11 protein-coding genes are annotated in these 16,919 nt (G+C 53.9%); 2 read left to right on the top strand and 9 right to left on the bottom strand.

The window, feature by feature from the left end:
* Positions 1-46: 46 nt before the first annotated feature.
* Positions 47-1,516 carry a VWA domain-containing protein gene (locus GSQ82_RS02535; protein ID WP_158790463.1) on the bottom strand — a complete coding sequence of 490 codons (1,470 nt, stop codon included), beginning with the start codon at positions 1,514-1,516 and terminating at the stop codon, positions 47-49.
* 251 nt (positions 1,517-1,767) lie between these two features.
* On the opposite strand from GSQ82_RS02535, the gene GSQ82_RS02540 reads away from it, so the two are divergent.
* Positions 1,768-2,607: a S1/P1 nuclease gene (locus GSQ82_RS02540; protein ID WP_158790464.1), complete on the top strand. Its 840-nt coding sequence runs from the start codon at positions 1,768-1,770 to the stop codon at positions 2,605-2,607.
* A 61-nt stretch (positions 2,608-2,668) separates the two neighbouring features.
* Here the strand turns inward: GSQ82_RS02540 and GSQ82_RS02545 are convergent, their stop codons facing one another.
* From GSQ82_RS02545 to GSQ82_RS02580, 8 genes are all read right to left on the bottom strand, one after another.
* Positions 2,669-6,052, bottom strand: coding sequence for a TonB-dependent receptor (locus GSQ82_RS02545; protein ID WP_158790465.1), 3,384 nt, complete (start codon positions 6,050-6,052; stop codon positions 2,669-2,671).
* 86 nt (positions 6,053-6,138) lie between these two features.
* The gene (locus tag GSQ82_RS02550) at positions 6,139-8,727 is read right to left on the bottom strand and encodes an Ig-like domain repeat protein (protein WP_158790466.1); all 2,589 of its coding nucleotides are present in this window, start codon (positions 8,725-8,727) and stop codon (positions 6,139-6,141) included.
* Positions 8,728-9,162: 435 nt separating this feature from the next.
* Positions 9,163-9,957 carry a sulfite exporter TauE/SafE family protein gene (locus GSQ82_RS02555; RefSeq protein ID WP_158790467.1) on the bottom strand — a complete coding sequence of 265 codons (795 nt, stop codon included), beginning with the start codon at positions 9,955-9,957 and terminating at the stop codon, positions 9,163-9,165.
* 450 nt (positions 9,958-10,407) lie between these two features.
* Positions 10,408-10,860 (bottom strand): hypothetical protein, encoded by a 453-nt coding sequence (locus GSQ82_RS24660; RefSeq protein ID WP_216846998.1) that lies wholly within the window; start codon positions 10,858-10,860, stop codon positions 10,408-10,410.
* A 78-nt stretch (positions 10,861-10,938) separates the two neighbouring features.
* Entirely contained in the window at positions 10,939-12,909 is a 1,971-nt protein-coding gene (locus GSQ82_RS02565) for an FUSC family protein (protein WP_254061374.1), read from the bottom strand.
* A gap of 93 nt (positions 12,910-13,002) precedes the next feature.
* Complete coding sequence (locus GSQ82_RS02570; protein ID WP_158790469.1) at positions 13,003-14,202, bottom strand: biotin/lipoyl-binding protein; 1,200 nt, start codon at positions 14,200-14,202, stop codon at positions 13,003-13,005.
* Between the two features lie 9 nt (positions 14,203-14,211).
* The gene (locus tag GSQ82_RS02575) at positions 14,212-14,481 is read right to left on the bottom strand and encodes a YtcA family lipoprotein (protein ID WP_158790470.1); all 270 of its coding nucleotides are present in this window, start codon (positions 14,479-14,481) and stop codon (positions 14,212-14,214) included.
* On the bottom strand, positions 14,478-15,971 hold the full coding sequence (locus GSQ82_RS02580; RefSeq protein WP_254061375.1) for a TolC family protein: 1,494 nt from the start codon (positions 15,969-15,971) through the stop codon (positions 14,478-14,480). Before GSQ82_RS02580 ends, GSQ82_RS02575 begins: the two co-directional genes overlap by 4 nt.
* Positions 15,972-16,254: 283 nt before the next feature.
* Between GSQ82_RS02580 and GSQ82_RS02585 the strand changes: the two genes are divergently transcribed.
* Entirely contained in the window at positions 16,255-16,902 is a 648-nt protein-coding gene (locus GSQ82_RS02585) for a TetR/AcrR family transcriptional regulator (RefSeq protein ID WP_158790471.1), read from the top strand.
* Positions 16,903-16,919: the final 17 nt, after the last annotated feature.

Raw genomic sequence — 16,919 nt, forward strand, 5'->3', positions numbered from 1 at the left:
CGCAAGATTCGGCGTTTTCGATGGAGCATCGCCAAAGTTTTTCTACCTATGGAGAAACCTTTATGTCCGCTGTACCCATACGTCCAGTAGCGGTTTCGCGAACGACAAAGCGCAGACGCGTTGCTCCTTTGGGTAGAGGAGTGGGAATGATGAAGTCAGCATTCTTACCTGCCTGCTGAAGATCAGCCCCCGCCCTTGCGAGCGCAGTTTCGCTTCGCAGAGTGTGGGCAAGGATCTTGTCCTTCGCCGAGAGCGCGACGACAAGGATGGCTACCTTCACGGAGTGGCTACCGTTTTCTGCAGGCTGCCATGAAAGCATCGTCGCATCCACATGGACGGTATATGTGGGCGATGAATCTGCCAGGGGCTTCGCTGGTTCGGCTGTAACTCGGAGTGCCGTGAGCGGGATAGAACTGAGAGCAGCAGTGTTGAGATCGTAGGTAAGCGTCTCGCTTGAGTTGGCAGTCTTTGGAGGGAGAGCATAGTAGCCGTTGCGAGTAGACACCGTAAGGTCAGGGTGAAGGCAGACGACGTGGATATTGCGGTACTGGTGTAGCACCGTGCTGCTTCCCGATGGGACATAACCGATCGTGTAGAAGTGAGTGCCGAGATCGATGGAGAGCGCGATCTGTTTGTCGATATCGTTCATGCCGCGAAGTACGCGGCCTCCAGTGACGGGACCGAGACGGTCGAAGGATGCCTCTGAGGCGAAGGGATCAACGTTGGTGGCAAGCGTGTCTCCTGCTGCCTGCGCGAACTCAAGCTGGGTGGGATCGGTTATCTCGGTCAGACCGGCAGCGCTGGTAGTTGGGTCAACGGCATAAAGAGTAACGCGGCTATCGAGGAGGACATCGGTCACATGCTGGATCGTATTGTTGACTAGATCCAGATCATGAGTGGCAAGCTCGGCAGGATCGAGTGAAGGAAAGCCCTGGCCGACCCAGACGAGGTTCTTGCGGCCTGGAATACGAGCGGTAGCCTGAGCGATCTGCTCAAGCGCGCTGAGAGACTGGTCGAGGCGTTCGACTGGCCCATAGCCAATGCTCTTATCGCCTTCGAGCTTCCATGCGTAGTGGACGGACTGTTCGCGGAGCGCTTTGAGGAGAGCCTCGCGATCTTGGGTGAAGTTTTGAAGCATATGAAAACGGTTGTCAGCGACGATGAGCAGCATCGTGGGTTGGGCAAGAAGCGCAGGGTGAGATTCGAGATACTGCCGGACGGAGCGCACGGCGAAAGAAGAGTCTTCAAAGTGGGTGTTGAGCTCGTCAAGCACCAGGACAGTAACTGGTGACTGTCCGAAGCTCTTAGGGTCATCGGGATTGATTAGCTCAGTTGTACTGGATACTACGGGGAGTTCGTGAACGGAAGGCACCTCGAAGGAAGAGATCTTCTGAGGAAGCTTGTCTTCATATACAGCGAAGTCGCTCTGCTTTAGATCTGTGACAGGTCTTCCTTGCTTATCAGTGACGACGACATCGAGCAGGACGATGCGGCTGCTAACGTTTAGGGTAGGCACATCAGGCTGTTGCGCTTTAGCCTGCGCTCCAAAAATGAGAGTGGTACTAGCCAAGGCAAGAAAACATAAAGCAGTTCCGAAGACGGAGTTTCTCAAGTGATGCTCCATAGATATTCCTCTTAAGAGTACACAAACCGGCGTCATCCTTGTGTAGTTAGATAGTCTGATCTTTTCGTGACGATATGGCTAGAATGACGAGCAGGTAAGTCTAACTCGAACTTTTGATAAAGCACATAAGGCGGTTAGAAATAGTGAAACGAATTCTTGTTGTCTATCTGTTCTGTTTTGCCTTGGTACAGCAGTGCTTCGCATGGGGGCGCGAGGGACACCGGTTGACTGCGATGGTGGCCGAGGATTATCTGACGCCGTTGGCACAGGAAAATGTGCGCTATCTCCTCGGCAAGCAAAGTCTCGCGGACGTGTCCTCCTGGGCGGATGAATACAGGGAAGATCATCGTGAAACAGCGCGGTGGCACTTTGTAAATATTCCCGGCTCGGCAAGTAGTTATGACCGCGTACGGGACTGTCCTGAACCTGACAACGATCCTCAGTCGAAGTGGCGCGATTGTGTGGCAGATCGGATTCTCTACTTCGAAGAGCAACCACAGAGCTCATCGACAGACAAAAAGCAGAAGGCATTTGCACTGAAGTTTTTGGTACATCTGGTTGGCGATATCCATCATTACCTTCACGCGATCGGCGAGGCGCGTGAAGGTAATGATATCCATGTGATCCTGTTTGGCACGATGCAATGCGACGAACGCTCCGAGTGCAACCTGCACGGGGCTTGGGATGAAGGCCTGTTGGAGTATCGTAATATGCATGAAAAGGGGTATCTTGGACTACTGAGATCAGAGATTCGAGAGAATGATTGGCAGCGCAAGGATGGAGGCGATCCGACGGTCTGGGCGAATGCTTCACATCGTTATGCCCAACATGCATTTGTTCCTGCCGGCACTCTGATCGACTCCAGATACTACGAGATGGAGATTAAGGTCGTCGATCAACAACTGGCACTTGGTGGTCTTCGCCTGGCCCATGTGCTGAATGAGATATTTACTGCACCACCGTCACCTTCGGCTGCACAGTAGTTTGCAAAATAAGCAGAGTGGCTACTACTCAAAACCACCCTGCTTACTTTCGTCTAGTAGATTAGAAGTGCAGGCGAGCGGAGAGCTGCATCTGACGTTGGCTATAGGTATTGTTGCTGTTCGCGTTGAGGTAAGTCCCGTAGTTTTGTACGAAGTTTAGTGTATTCGGCGTTGTTCCGCTACCAGAAGAGATAGAGTAAGCGCCGTGCGAAACGCTAGTAATATTCTGGTGATTAAGTAGGTTGAAAGCCTCAGCGAAGATCTCCAGACGATAGCTGCCGAGACGGTTATCTGGGAGATAGAAGTTTTTGCCTAAGCGCAAATCCACATTCGCGGTCTTCGGCATCGTGACTTGGTTTCGACCTAGTATATCGATACGGTCCGCACTCGATCCTACGCCATTGATGCTCTTGAACTCCCCTTCGTTCGTGCCTCCGCTAACAGTCGGAGTGTAGGGCAGACCGTTCTGAATCTGCACAACTGGCGCGATCCTCCAACCATCGGCAAGATACTTCTTCCAACCCACAATATGGATTGCTGGCTCATAGATGCCCGCGAAGACAAAGCGATGTCGGACGTCGAGCGAGCTATTGCCGTACTCTTTGCCAAGGTTAGTAGGATCAAAGACGTTGAAGGTTGGGACACCCGTTCCGATGTAGGGGTTGAAGTCTAACGCATGCGCCCAGGTAAAGTTGGACAAGATGGATAGTCCATGGCTATAGCGACGATTCAACTGTACTGCCAGGGCGTTGTATTTCGAGTTGACGTTGCTGGCAATCTCGAGGATATCGCCGTAGTTGGGATTAGGACGATTGGTCCCGGTAAATAATGTAGTGGTGTAGACGAAGCCGTTGGAAAGCGGAGCATTCTTCCCGCCGTGCGGTAGCGTGACATACGCACCTGGAACACCTGACTGGGTTGTGTTGTTATTCACGACGTAAGAGATGGTTCCGTTTCCGGTTAGGGCCACGTTGGTGTCATTGGAGCTGTCTAGTTCGCGACCAAAGGAGCCCATGTAAGTAAGAGAGAAGGTCATACTGTGGCCGAGATCCTGCTCGAGAGCCAGATCGGCTTCATGAACCTGTGGATTCTGAAGATGTGGAGAGAGATAAGCAATCGTCGAGGCGCCTGCACAACCGGTAAGCTTTGATGGATTGGTGTAGATATTGGGGAAGACAGGCGCACAGGGAGCTTGAAAGATGCCACTATAGTTGATCTGTGCATTGGGACCGCCCGATTCCAGGTAGGTCTGAAGAATATTCGCATTGGGAACGAGTCCGTAGTACAGGCCATAGCCGCCACGAAGAATGGTCTTTGAGTCGCCATAAAGGTTATAAACAAATCCAACACGTGGCCCGATATTATTTCGGTCGTCGGGATGGCCGAACGATTGTGGAAGGCTGGGGTTGGGCGTGGGGCTCGATGGAATGTATTGATACTCATATCGCACACCGGCAGTGATAGTCAGTCGTGGAGTGATGCGCCAGTCGTCAGTCAGAAAGCCTGCATACTCATCGGTAGCAATCAAAGCAGATGGATTGCCAAAGCCCTGAGAGAAGCTGAAGTAGTTGCCACCTCCGGTGCTTGCGCCGTAGTTCGCTCCACCAATACCAAGCACAGAGTGCAGGTAATCTCCGATGAACTCCCACGAATAGTCTTCTTCGTAAGTTCCGTTTTCGTCGAAGAGGTTGTTGATGTAATCAGAGATATGGTTGTAGTCCAAGCCGAACTTAGTCAGGTGCTTTCCGTGGCTCCAGGAGACGGAGTCCATGCCCTGAAGACGCCGCTCATCGGGGAGGGCGCGGCGCTCGAGGTCGTCGGGCTTGCCTATGTTGAAGCCTTGCTGGTCATACTCAAATCCAATTTCAACGTTGGGAGGCCGGTTGAACTGGTTGTTCGAGAGCGGAAGTTCGTTGGGTAGTGGATCCTGGGAAGTTTCAACCTCTAGGTCGCGGCCATACTGAAAAAGAAAGTTGTTGACCATGTGGTCGTTGAGGACAGTAGTCAGGCGGGCGATACCAAAGTCCTCTTTGACAAAATCGTTACCGAAGGAAGCACGACCATCAAAGTTTGAAGCCTGAGTTTCCATGCCCGCGGGCGAGTCCCAACGGAAGCGGCTGTACTCAAGAGCCAAGTGATTACGTTCGCTAATCTGCCAGTCGAGCTTAGGAAAGTTGATAACCTGATCGCCGGTGCGTGGCACGGTGCCAAGAAAGGAGTTCATGATGCCGAGGCCCTGCAAATAGTAGGCGGCTCCAGCCTGATAGCTCGATCCGATTGCGGATGCGAGTTGGCAAGACTCCCAGTCTCCTCCCCATGGCGCCCCTGGACGGTTGCCCGTTCCAGTGCCTTCCGCAACACCGTTGACGGTTAGAGTGCCAGTGCTGGTGTTACAACTTTCGTTGGCCGGAAGTGAGGAGTTTGCCGGAGCAAAGGTGTCGGCGGGGTCGGAGGCGCGCGCAGTGCCTGGAAAGTTCCGTTTCTGCTGGTCGTAGGAGTAGAACCAGAAGAGCTTGTCGTGAATCAGTGGGCCGCCTACGCCAAATCCCCACTGTTTGCGCCAGTCTTTGGGGTTGTATGGAGAGGTGACGTAATTGCCTGCGGCGTTCGGCACCGTCAAGAGGGTATACGGATTGACGGCTCCTCCCAAATTGTTGTCGCGATCGTAAAAGAAGAGTTCGCCATGCAGATGGTTGCCGCCACTTTTGGTAACCGTGTTGATTACGCCACCGGCAGCGCGACCGTACTCGGCAGAGTAGTTGGAGGTGTTGACCTGAAACTCCTGCACCGCCGCCTGAGAGATGGAATATGCAGCACGGGTGCGGCCTCGGGCCTCAGAGAAGTACGCCTGGTTGTCGTCTGCACCGTCGACGGTATTGTTGTTGAGCAGGTAGCTGATGCCGCGGAAGCTAAGCAAACCGAAGCCGTCGCTGTTGGAGACAACGCCAGGAGTGAGCAGGGCGAAGCTCGACCAGCGGCGGCCATTGATCGGCAGATTGTCGATCTGAGTCTGATCGATGACGCTGGATATTTCGGAGGAGTCCGTGTGCAGCATTGGCGCGGTATCCGTGACATCGACCGTCTGGCTGACGTTACCAACGGTCAGCTTGGGTGAGATATCGGTAAAACCGCCGACGGTGACTGGCACCTGCGACTCTCGATAGGTGGCAAACCCAGTAGAGGTGACTACCACGGTGTAGGTTCCAGGCTCAAGCTCCGGAAGGCGATAGAGCCCCGCGCCATTGGTAATAGCCGAACGTGTCGCGCTTGTTGCTGTGTTCGTCACGGTAACCGTTGCGCCAGAGACCATGGAGCCACCCTGATCCACGATGGTTCCACCGATTGCGCCCGTTGCAGCAGATTGCGCATAACCGATCGAGTTAGGAGTTACAAAATGCCCAAGGAGTAGTACTAGCATCAGAAACAAAATGAAGTTGCGCTGCATCAATGAATCTCCTGAAATCTGCTTCACGCCGGGAAAGTCCGGCCACGTGGTGCTTTTATCTTCCATATCTATCGCGACGGGAGCTGTTATGGCTGAGCCGTGACTACCAAGGTCAACGGAATCGTCTGAACGATATTTGTTCCCGTCGAAACGACATTGGGTGTTCCAGTCACAGTGACCGTCACAGCGCTTGTTCCAGTCGATGTAGACGGCGCAGTCTGAGTGCCGCCGCTGCATCCGCCTAGGAAAACTGTCCCAACTATCAGCACGCCCAAGGACAAGAGAGAGATTGGGAGCTTCCGGTTAGGACGGCGACGCACCACGATCAACAGCAGCATTGCTCCAGGAAGACAGGCAAATACAATCTGCCCTCCGTGGAAACCTGGAAGTGCAAAGGGATGAACTGAGGAGCTGCCAGGCCCTGAGGTGAGAATCGATAGTGCCACCACAGCCCCTCCCGCTCCAAGCGATACAGAAGAGGGATTGAATAGGCATGAGGCATTGGCCGGAAGTCCGGAGCAAGCAAAGGACACCGTACCGGCATAGCCACCTGCGGTGATGAGCGTGAGACCCTCTGCCGCAGTTTGACCCTGCGCGACGGTGAGCGTCGTTTGCAGCGGCGTGGTTGTAAATGTCGGGATCACTGAGGTGATGGGAGAGGCGACCGAGGTCGAACCAAAGAAAAACTGGTTTCCACTATAGGTCGCTGTAATGGAGTACATACCCGCAGCGAACGTGTTCTGAATAGACGCCTGCCCGTTCACAACGTTCTGGGGCATTCCAATCTGCGTGCCGCCGTTGTAGAACGTAACCGTACCCGCGATCGGAACGGAGTTTGTGGTGCTGCTCACCGTAGCTGTGATGGTCACTGGGGAGACAGGGTTTGTGCTGTTGGCGGAGAGAGTAAGTGAGGTAGTGCTGGCAAGCTGGTTTAGTTCCAGGCTCCCAGTCAAAGGAATATCAGCGGAGCCACCTTTTGCGCTGGCGATATGCAGCGTGCTAGAGAATGCACCCGAGGTCGCCTGCGTCGGTGTCGCTGTAATTGGAAGTAGGCAGTCGGTCGTGCTATCGCTATTCGAAGTACAGCTAGCCGCACCAATTGAGAAGTTTCCAGGGTTGCTGGTAAGTGTGTACGCTACACCACCCGGACCATCGTTTGCACCGAAGTGAATATCGATCGTCTGGGTTGGCTGTGTCGGTAGAATTGTGCCGAAGTCCGCATTGGTTGCGATCTTGTGAATCAGGTTTGCCGTCGCATCCGCTATGATCAGGGAGCCGGCGACATCTGAATATAATCCTCCAACGCCTGGAGCCGACGCATATGGCAGTCCACTCGTCTTATCCATCGCCGCTGTTCCCGTAGAAAACTTCGTCTGGCCTGCCGGACATCCGTCGCCATAGGGCGAAGAGTTACACGAGCTTCCTCCGCCTGCAATCACGTAGATACCTTGGTTCGCTGCATCAATGCGCCACACCCAGCCCTTGAGGGCGTCGGAAGCATACACATTCCCATTCGCATCAACGGTGACGCCATAGGGCGAACCGATAGGAATCGTGTTCGCCGTCGCGCGCGTATTGGTCACCATGCCGATCGCCTGTTTACCCGCATACGTCGAGATAGAACCCTCCGCAGAAACCTCACCAATAGCAATGCTCGTACTGAAGTTATTCGCAAAGAAAATATTGCCTGTGGAGCTGACCGTCAGGTCGATCGGGCTATCCAACTGCGCGGTGCTTGCACTGCTGCCATTCGTCCAGTTGCCGAACGCGCATCCTGTGGTGCCACTAGTGCCGTTCGGGCAATACGCTCCATCCGTCAAGTTTTGGAACCCTGCGAGCTTTGCAATCGTGCCCGCAGGAATCGCAATCCCTGCAACGGTCACTGCAGACTGCGTCGTATTCACAGCGAGCAGAGCATTCTTGCCTTCCTCTGCAACGTACAGAATCCCCTGTTTATCAAACGTCACACCATAAGGATCGTCGAGCGCTCCCTGTGTCGCTGGATTGATCGTCGACGAAGCAGTGTTGGCTGCATATCCAAACGTGGCTTTCACTCCTGTTACGTTTCCTACCACATTGGAGATCAACCCGGGTCCGGTAACCGAACCGTTCGATCCGGCGGCAATCATGCGGACAGTTCCATTCGTGATGTCGCCAAAGTAAAGATTGCCCGTGATCGGAGAGATCGCCAATCCTTCGGGAGATCCCAGCTTCACTGAGCTCGAAAGGCATCCATCTCCCTGATAGTCGGCTGCGTAGTTCTTGTCGGTGTCACCGCACGCCTGTCCGCTGGTATATTCCGTGGTGGTACCACTACCTAACGTGCCGCCGCCGGCGATCAGCGTAATCACTCCGCTGGCGCCGTCAACCCGGCGAATTACCGCATTTTTTGTATCGGAGATGAAGATATTACCTGCGGAGTCTTCGGTGACATAGCGAGGGTCATTGAGTTGCACTTCAGTCGCAAGACAGTTGTCACCAAATTTGTCCATGACCGGTCTGCCGCTGACCGGGCAGGTTCCAGGAACAGTAAATGTTGCAGTCGTTCCGCCGCCAGCTACCAGCGTCGTTGCATATGGCAGAAGTTGTGGTGCCGTTTGACCGAAGGCCCAAAAGCCCGAACCCAAACCGAAGACCAGAGCAGAGAAAAGAACAAAGAAAGAAGACCGCAGCATAGAGTAGTTTTCTGAAAATCTAAAGCGAATCAAAATAGAGCCCCCCGGAATTCCACGATAAGTCGGGGAACTCCGTTTGAACGGTTAATAGAACATGCCGGAAAACACTCGCCGACACACATTAGCTAAGTCAAGATGAACAAGATGTATTTAGCATGAGTTTTATTAATGAGACATAAACAAATTGTCTGAATTCATGCCAAGTGCAACTTTCGGGGCGCTGTGGACGTTCAGCCAAGCGCAAACATGTGCGCCAGGCTTTCGATAACATGCTGTAACTCGGCATTGACGGAGTATGAATGTCTTACACAAGCGAGTTTCATAAGCAAGCTGGAAAATAGACTCGGAAGTAACTTGGTCGGCAATGCTCGCTTAACATACTGTGTAATAGTTAGCGTACGCAGGAAAATCATAGGTAACTTACCGAAACTGAGTTCAGCTCGCGTGATGTAGGTAAGGTGCACCGTACTGGATGCCGAGGTGAATAATCTCCAACAGCAGTACGGCGACGAGCGTGCGGAAGATCCAGTACTTCGCGCGCTCGTGCATGGTGAGCCGTGCCCCGAAGTATCCGCCTGCAACACTGCCGACCGACATCAAGAGGCCCTCCCGCCAGCGGATGCTGCCGGAGTTTGCGAACATCACAATCGGAACCAGCGTGGTAGTGACGCCGAGGAGTGCCTTCAGAGCGTTCGCTCGCACGAGATCGAAGTGGAACATGAGAATCAGCACAAGCAGAAGATAGGTAGCTCCATCCAGAACGATGAAGCCGAGCCAAAACCCAACGCCAAGCAAAGCGAACATACCGGATGTGGTAATGCCAGCGATACCGGTTTGCGGCCGCTCGAGTACGCTTCGCATCTTGAAGACGAGTAAAAGAAGGGCTGCCATGACGGCCGCTGTGATAACCAGTCCCATGCTGCGCCCCGGGATTCTCTCCGCAGCCAGCACACCGAACACGCTGCCCAACGTAGCGGGAATCGCCATCACGATGCCGGCGCGCCAGTTCACCTCAGCCTTGGCGTGGAAGGTACGTAACGCCATGAGCGAACCGAATAGCACCGCTAATCGATTGGTCGCATTTGCCTCGAGGGGCGACAGCCCAAACATCAAGAGTACAGGCAGTGAAATAGCCGACCCCGAAGAGGCGAGCGTATTGACCAGCCCGCAGCCTAGACCGGCACCCAGCAAGACCGCCCCGTAAAGAAGATGTACGAGAGTGGGATTCATCAGGGCTCTCTTTCAGGAGATTACTGAAGATGCGGCTGTAGCCGGGCCCACTCTGAATATACGAATAATGAATATCCTATTATCAGGATTTCTGCAATGCACTTGGATTCCTGGGCAAGCTGCATCATTTGACGGCGTACCGACTGGATCGGCATACATATCGAGCGGCCTCCCCCATGAGAACCAGCGTCCGCGGCAGGTTATTCTCAAGATATTTTTGCTCGACGATAGACTAAGACTCCGCAAGGAGCTCAAAGTGAAACATGGGTGCGGAAAGATAGCTCTGAACACTGGGCTGATGGGCATCTACCTCGGCAGCCCAGTGTGGTTTCAATTCCATTTCATCCTTGTAGACAAGATTACGAGGCTCGATATTCGTGGATGCATTAAGCCATCCATCGTTCGCCTGGCAGCCCGCCTCTCCATCTTCTTTTCGCGTACGCTTTGTCGTCAGACCTTACTCGTCCGAGTCTCCGGAGACTTTATCGACTTTGCAGCTTTCGCGGGAGCTTTCTTCTCCACCGGCTTGGCAGCGGCAGGAGATTTTACAACTTTCACCGAGGCTGCGATTTTAACTGGCTCCGCTGCATCCTTTGAGGTAGATATTCTTCTTTTTACAGACTGCGCGGCCTTTACCTTCGCTGCTTTCTTCTCTGCCCTCTTTGATTTAGCCCAGCGCTTCTTCTGCGCCGCTGCGATGCTTGCCTTCGCTTCATCACTCATCGCACGCTTGCCTGGTTTGACCACGAGATTTCTGGATACGCCTTTGCTCGTTACAGAACGGTTCGGTCCATTCTTAACCTCAGTGCTTTTCTTAACCTCGGTGCTTTGCAGTAACTCCCTGATCTGTTGCAGCCGCGAGATCTCTGAGTCGATTTGCTCGATAATTGTTTGAGAGTTCATGTCTTCTCCAGAGTTCATAATAACGAATAAAGAGATTATTCAAGAATAGGGTCTCTGTTACTACTATCGGCTATTCTGTCAGACTTTCACGCCGAGCGAAGCAATACTCTCTTGAAGATCGTTGAAGCGCGAAGCTACATTGTTCGCGTACTCCTCATAGCGGAGCGTCTCAAGCGGTCTTCGCTCCGGCAAAATTATCGGCCCAGTGGTTAAGTATGCCTCCTTGTGAGCCACTGATTCTGCCATTTTCTCCATTCGTTCCGCGACTTCTCGCCGCAACGCGATCAAGTGCGGTGCCAGGAGAAAATCCTTGTCATGTTCGGCGTGTAGGATGACGAACTCATTCCAGAACAAAGCAACAGCGGAAAAGGCAGCCCTGAGCATTATTTCGCTGGAGTGAATATGCAGTGCTCGGTTCTCTCCAAACTCGTATGCCACCTCATCGCTCATCGTTCGAAGAGATGCAACCGTCTTACCGATCCGGTCTCGCAGCATATCGGCCTGCTCCAACCGTGCCTCATACTCTGTGCTCTCCATCCCCAACCGGAAGAGTTTCGCATCATTTTGTAAAACCGCCGCAAGAGTGCGGCGCATCACCGTGACGGTTCGCACCGGCCAAATCCGGTCAAACACAAACCACATCACGATGAGCGCAAGCAGGATTCCGACCAATCGATCACGTGGTGGAGCAAGTCGAGTAGGAGCGCCGAATCCCTCCAGCGCTACGAAATAGAAAGAAAGGGCGATCTGCAGGCCGACGTAGTTGAATATCCTTCCACCCGCGACCCACGTCGCGATAAAGCAAACTGCCGCAACCAACGTCACCAGCGAGGTTATCGAGTCCATATACGGAAACAGAAATATTGCGGATCCTAGTCCGAAGATCAATCCTCCGATAACGGAACCCAGTAGACGATAAATAAATTTTTGCTTGATGGCGCCGCTTGTGCTTAATCCTGTAATGAATACTGTAATCACTGCAGTACTTATTCCCGGCCAGTCAACGGCAAAGTAGATGACATAACAAACTGTGGCGCAGAGACAGAGTTTCAGCGCAAACGCTATATTGTCTATGTTGCTAAAGGATCCAGGAATAAAAAATGGGACTTTGTTCGACGGGAGAGCGATCAGTTTACGATCTTGTGTCGGTTCCAGGTTGGGCGGCATCGAGAGGATGTTCTGGAGCGCTTCTTCCACCCGATCCAACAGGGTCTCGTTCACGCCCATTCTCAACTTGATTTCACCCTTCTCCGCGGGCCGAAGATTCTGGCTGAATGTATGACAGAGATCGGCGATCGTTGCACAGCGTTTCCGAGTTTCAGCGTCTTCCGCCACAGGGAACTGCGCGCTAAATGCTGCTGAGACATCCATAAGCTCCGCAAGCATCGAGATCCTCACCCTCACGCCAACGGGAAGATCTCCTGGATCCAGATTTCGATCGACGATCGTATCGTAGAGGCGCTGCATGGCAGTCTGACCCGCCGCAGCCAATCGAATCACCTGCAGTCGGGCACCTGATAGAGCCTCGCCTGCATCTTCCTGGGCATATAACGCAAACATCTTCCACAGAACTTGATACCTTGTCCGCCTCTCCTCCTGAAGAATGTCGACTGGGCTTCGAGAACGAAAGGCATACTCGATTGCGATGGAACAAAGAATCGGTATGCCACAGGCAGCCACGAACCATAGCGAATTTTTCACCAGGGTGCCTGCTGGCGCGTGGACCTCCCACAATGCGATCAGAGTGCAGAAGAGAAAACCCCATATAGGCGGAAACGCAGGAAGCGTGGTGGTGACTGTGAGAAGCGCTGCGACAAAAGCTACCACTGAAACACCAAGCACACGAGCAATCGGATCGTTATCGGAAAGAATTACAACTAAAAGCTCTGTCGCGACCGCGGCAACCAGAGTCAGCATAATCAACATGCCTGTACGGAAGGTGGTCGAAGGGCTATCGCGTCCGACGATGAATACGAAGAACAGTCCGATGAATGCGTCCGGCACCCGCAGAGTCATAAAGAGGATGAGCGCGATAATCGTGGTCAACACAATTCGCAACGAACTGCTCAGCCGCCCTGGAGTAGGCTGCAGGTCGTTCCATACCTTTTGCGCCCAGAGCGATGAAGCTGCACTCATCCTCTCTTACCTCACAACTGTTACTGCAGTTGCGCCAATGCGAAAGACCGCAGGATCCGGATTCTGCACACGAATACGCACAGGAAATCGCGAGGAGAGGTGAACCCAGTTCAGGGTGCGCTCAATGTCGGGCAGTCCTTCGGAGATCTTTCCGTCTTCAGGAAAGACGCCGTACCCGATACTCTCCACAACCCCATCGAACCTTCTGTCTGGATGCGACATCAGGAAGACATCGACATGTGTTCCAAGCCCGATGTTCTTCAGCTTGGACTCGCGATAGTTAGCGATGACATACCAGGTTCGCGTGTCGATGAGAGTGAACACCGCAGTCCCAGGGCGAACGTAAGCGCCCTCCGAGATGTTCATATTCGTGACATAGGCATTGAACGGAGCGACCACGCGGCAGCGCTCCAAATCGAGCCGCGCGCTGTCCACCTTCGATGCTTTGGCCGGACGTTCAGACATGAGTGTATCGACCGTATCGACCGTGTGAACCGCTTGTCCCAGCTTGGCCTCTGACTCTGCAGCCGTAGCATCGGCCTCCTGCTGGCGAAGCATAGACTGAGTCTCCTGAGCCTGCGCCTGAACCAAGGCAGCCTGCGCCTCGTCATAGTTTCCCTGCGCTACACGCACCGACGTATGCGCCTGATCGACCTGCTCAACCGTTACATATTGCTTTTGCAGCAAGGGCTCAATTCGATTGAGATTGTTCGTCGCATACCTTAGCTGAGCATCCGCAGCCGCGACGGAAGCCTGGGCACGCACAACATTTGCCTTGGCAACATCGACACTGCTGCCTGCAGTTCGAATTCCGGTTCTCGTATTGTGAACCCCAGCCTGTGCCGCCTGCACTGCGCTACGCTGAGCTGCAATCCGCCTCTTTTCGTCGATGATCTGCTGCTCCAGAGCCTCCTGGTCGGATAGTGCCTGTTGCAGGGCGTACTCATACGGACGTGGATCGATCGCGAACAGCAGATCACCCTGCTTCACAAAAGCATTGTCCTTTACCGGGAGTTGCACAAGTCGTCCACTTACCTCCGGCGCAATTTCGATGAGATTCGCCCTCACCGAAGCGTCATCCGTGCGAGGGTGGCGGTCCGTCTGCAGGATGACGACGAGCAGAAGAAGCACTGCCGCAACGACGACGCCAACGCCGATCCAGCGTCCAAGCCGCTTACGCCCGAGATTTTCAGCCACCTGTTCCATTTTCTGTTCCTATCGAAAGAAGATCAGCCAAAGCAGACTTGTGAAGAAAAGTACGACGCAAGGGTAGAAGAGCGCCAGCGGCCCCACTTCGGGCTCCAAGCGAAATCGAAGCAGGAGATAACGAACCACGAAAGCGAACACGATAGCGAGCGCGATGCAAAGCATCCAGACAGGGAAGAATGAGCCGAGGATGTCAACCGAAGGAGCATGGCTACATCCCGTAAGGGCCATCAAAGAAAGCAGCATTGCGAACGGATAACTTTTCTTTACATTATTCATGGATGTCCATCCTGCGGGGGAGGCTGCGTTGCCGATGGCTTATGTCGAAGCAGATTTCCTGTAGTGAACTCCAGATCGACAGCCTCCAAAAAAAGTTGAGAACGAGCAGAGACGCTGGAGAGACGCGCTTGCGCTAACTGCTTCTCGGCGGTAACTACGTCAATCAAATTCTTGACGCCATATTTATAAGCCTCCAAGGAAGACGAGTACGACATTGTCGCCGCTTCCATCAACGACACTGCCGCCTGCTGCTTTCGGAGCGCCGCACGAAACGCGATATAAGCAGTCCACACCTCACGCACTGCCTGGTCATGCTTCTCCCTCATCTCATCCTGTGCCTCACGATGCTTCGACTGAGCCATAGCCAATTGATTTCTGCGCTCGCCTCCGTCAAAGATTCGCCATTCCACTCCAAGTGTCGCAGCCCACGTCGGTTCATTCGCATAGCCCACCTTGCCAAAGTCGACAGATGGCCAAAGAACTGTCTGGGCGGCATCCGCAGTAAGAGAGATCGTGGGGCGATATGCGGCCTTCGCCTTTCGCACCTCATCATCCGCAGCCCGAATCTCGGAGGCCTGCGCCATCAGGTCCGGCCGATCGGCGACTGCCCTCTCGATAAGCGCATCGATCGGCAAAGTAAGCATCTGTGGCAGTTGCGTATCCCGTTGATCGTCGATGCGAATATCGGGCGAAGGCTCCACTCCGACCGCTTCCGTCAGCAGCACACGCGCTATCTTCTCATCTCCATCCGCAGTCTCGAGATCGAATACATCCTGTGACGTTTGGGCCCTGGCATTGAGAACGTCAGGCAGCGTCGCGCGGCCGTTTTGCAACTGTGCCTCCGCCGCGTCCTGCGTCGTCTGATCTGTCTTGAGCGTCTCGGTGGCAGCCTGCAATCGTTCCTGTGCAGTCAAAAGTCTGTAGTACGCAGTAGCTACGCGGAACGCCACATCCTGATTAGCCTGAATAAAATTCGCTCCTCCAGCCAGCTTCTCCGCCGTAGCAGCGTCCACCGCCGCACCTCGCCTGCCAAAGTCGAACAGAAGATACTCGAGCGTCACCTCTGGCTGCACCACAACAGCCTCCGCCATCACATAGCCGCGAGGAGCAAGCGGCTCCGGAAAAGGTTCGATGACACGGCTATCGGCGAACGCTGCCACCCCCGCCAACACCGGATAATACGCGCTCTTGGCGATCCCGAGCCTCTCTGCGGCCTGCTTTGCGCGCTCCCACGCCACTTGCGTCTGGGGACTGTTTTGCTCCGCGACATCGATAAGCTGCGCCAGCGAATACGTCTGGGCCGGGTTCAACGTCGCAACCGTACGAAGTGGGAGCGCATGCACAACGCAATCAGACGCCGCCTTCGGAGTCGATGCAGCCCCAGCACATTGCGCGAGCCCCATGTGAACCGCGCAGTTCCAGCAGGAAGCCAGAGCCGCAGCCACCATTACAGCCCTCCGCGGCATGCAGGCGCCCTTCCCTCCAATCATCCGCGTTGTGCGCCTCCCCATCTCTTTTGACCAACCTTTTCGCGTCCATCCGGCATAAGAAACACCCCACGCCGTGATACAGAAATCCTACGATTCGTTCTACATCCGTCACCAGACCCACCGCATCACAGCGGCTACTACATCGGCGCGGCAACAAGCCCGGCGCATCATCTTTTACGCAGCTTCAAATGTATCCTAGGTGCTGCTTCTTAAATCGGCGCAGAATTGCGAATTCGCATAAGTCAAAATCAAAGAGAGCAGTCCACTCGCTTCCGCGTTAGAGATGCGAGGGATCCGGAAAACGATTGGCACATCCTCTATCCTGTATATCATTGACAGAACACGCATTCGAGGTAACAACCTGGCACGCCCAAAGAGCGACGATAAGCGAAACGCGATTATCTCTGCCGCGACGCAGATATTTGCAGAACGTGGTCTGGGTGCGCCGACCTCCGCGATATCAGCTCTCGCCGGCATCGCCGAGGGAACGCTATTCACCTACTTCAAAACCAAAGACGATCTAGTCAATGCGCTCTATCGAGAGATCAAGCAGGATCTGGCCGACGCGATGATGTCTGGATTTCCCCGCAAAAAGAGCGTTCGGAGCAGACTCCAGCACGTATGGAACTGCTACACGACATGGGGCATCAGCCATCCGCAACAGAGGAAGGTCCTGACACAACTTCAACTCTCCAGTATCCTCACGACTCAATCAAGAGAAGCCGGATCCGCACCCTTTGCTGAAATAGAGACTCTAGGCGAGGATGCGATCGAGCAAGGCATTCTACAAAACATTCCCATGGCATTCGTCGCGGCAACCTTGGACAACTCTGCACAAACCACCATGAACTTCATGGCGTCGAATCCCAGGGAATCGGACTGGTATCGCGACCTTGGATTCGACATGTTCTGGAAGAGTGTAAAAAGATAACTGCCTGAATCCATTAT

Origin of the sequence: Granulicella sp. L60, from assembly GCF_009765825.1 — a bacterium.
GTDB lineage: Bacteria > Acidobacteriota > Terriglobia > Terriglobales > Acidobacteriaceae > Edaphobacter.

Excerpts from the sequence above, each read along its gene's own strand:
- GSQ82_RS02545 (WP_158790465.1), bottom strand. The coding sequence starts at position 6,052 with ATGCAGCGCAACTTCATTTTGTTTCTGATGCTAGTACTACTCCTTGGG.
- GSQ82_RS02550 (WP_158790466.1), bottom strand. The coding sequence starts at position 8,727 with ATGCTGCGGTCTTCTTTCTTTGTTCTTTTCTCTGCTCTGGTCTTCGGT.
- GSQ82_RS02555 (WP_158790467.1), bottom strand. The coding sequence starts at position 9,957 with ATGAATCCCACTCTCGTACATCTTCTTTACGGGGCGGTCTTGCTGGGT.
- GSQ82_RS24660 (WP_216846998.1), bottom strand. The coding sequence starts at position 10,860 with ATGAACTCTCAAACAATTATCGAGCAAATCGACTCAGAGATCTCGCGG.
- GSQ82_RS02570 (WP_158790469.1), bottom strand. The coding sequence starts at position 14,202 with ATGGAACAGGTGGCTGAAAATCTCGGGCGTAAGCGGCTTGGACGCTGG.
- GSQ82_RS02575 (WP_158790470.1), bottom strand. The coding sequence starts at position 14,481 with ATGAATAATGTAAAGAAAAGTTATCCGTTCGCAATGCTGCTTTCTTTG.
- GSQ82_RS02580 (WP_254061375.1), bottom strand. The coding sequence starts at position 15,971 with ATGATTGGAGGGAAGGGCGCCTGCATGCCGCGGAGGGCTGTAATGGTG.
- GSQ82_RS02585 (WP_158790471.1), top strand. The coding sequence starts at position 16,255 with ATGCGAGGGATCCGGAAAACGATTGGCACATCCTCTATCCTGTATATC.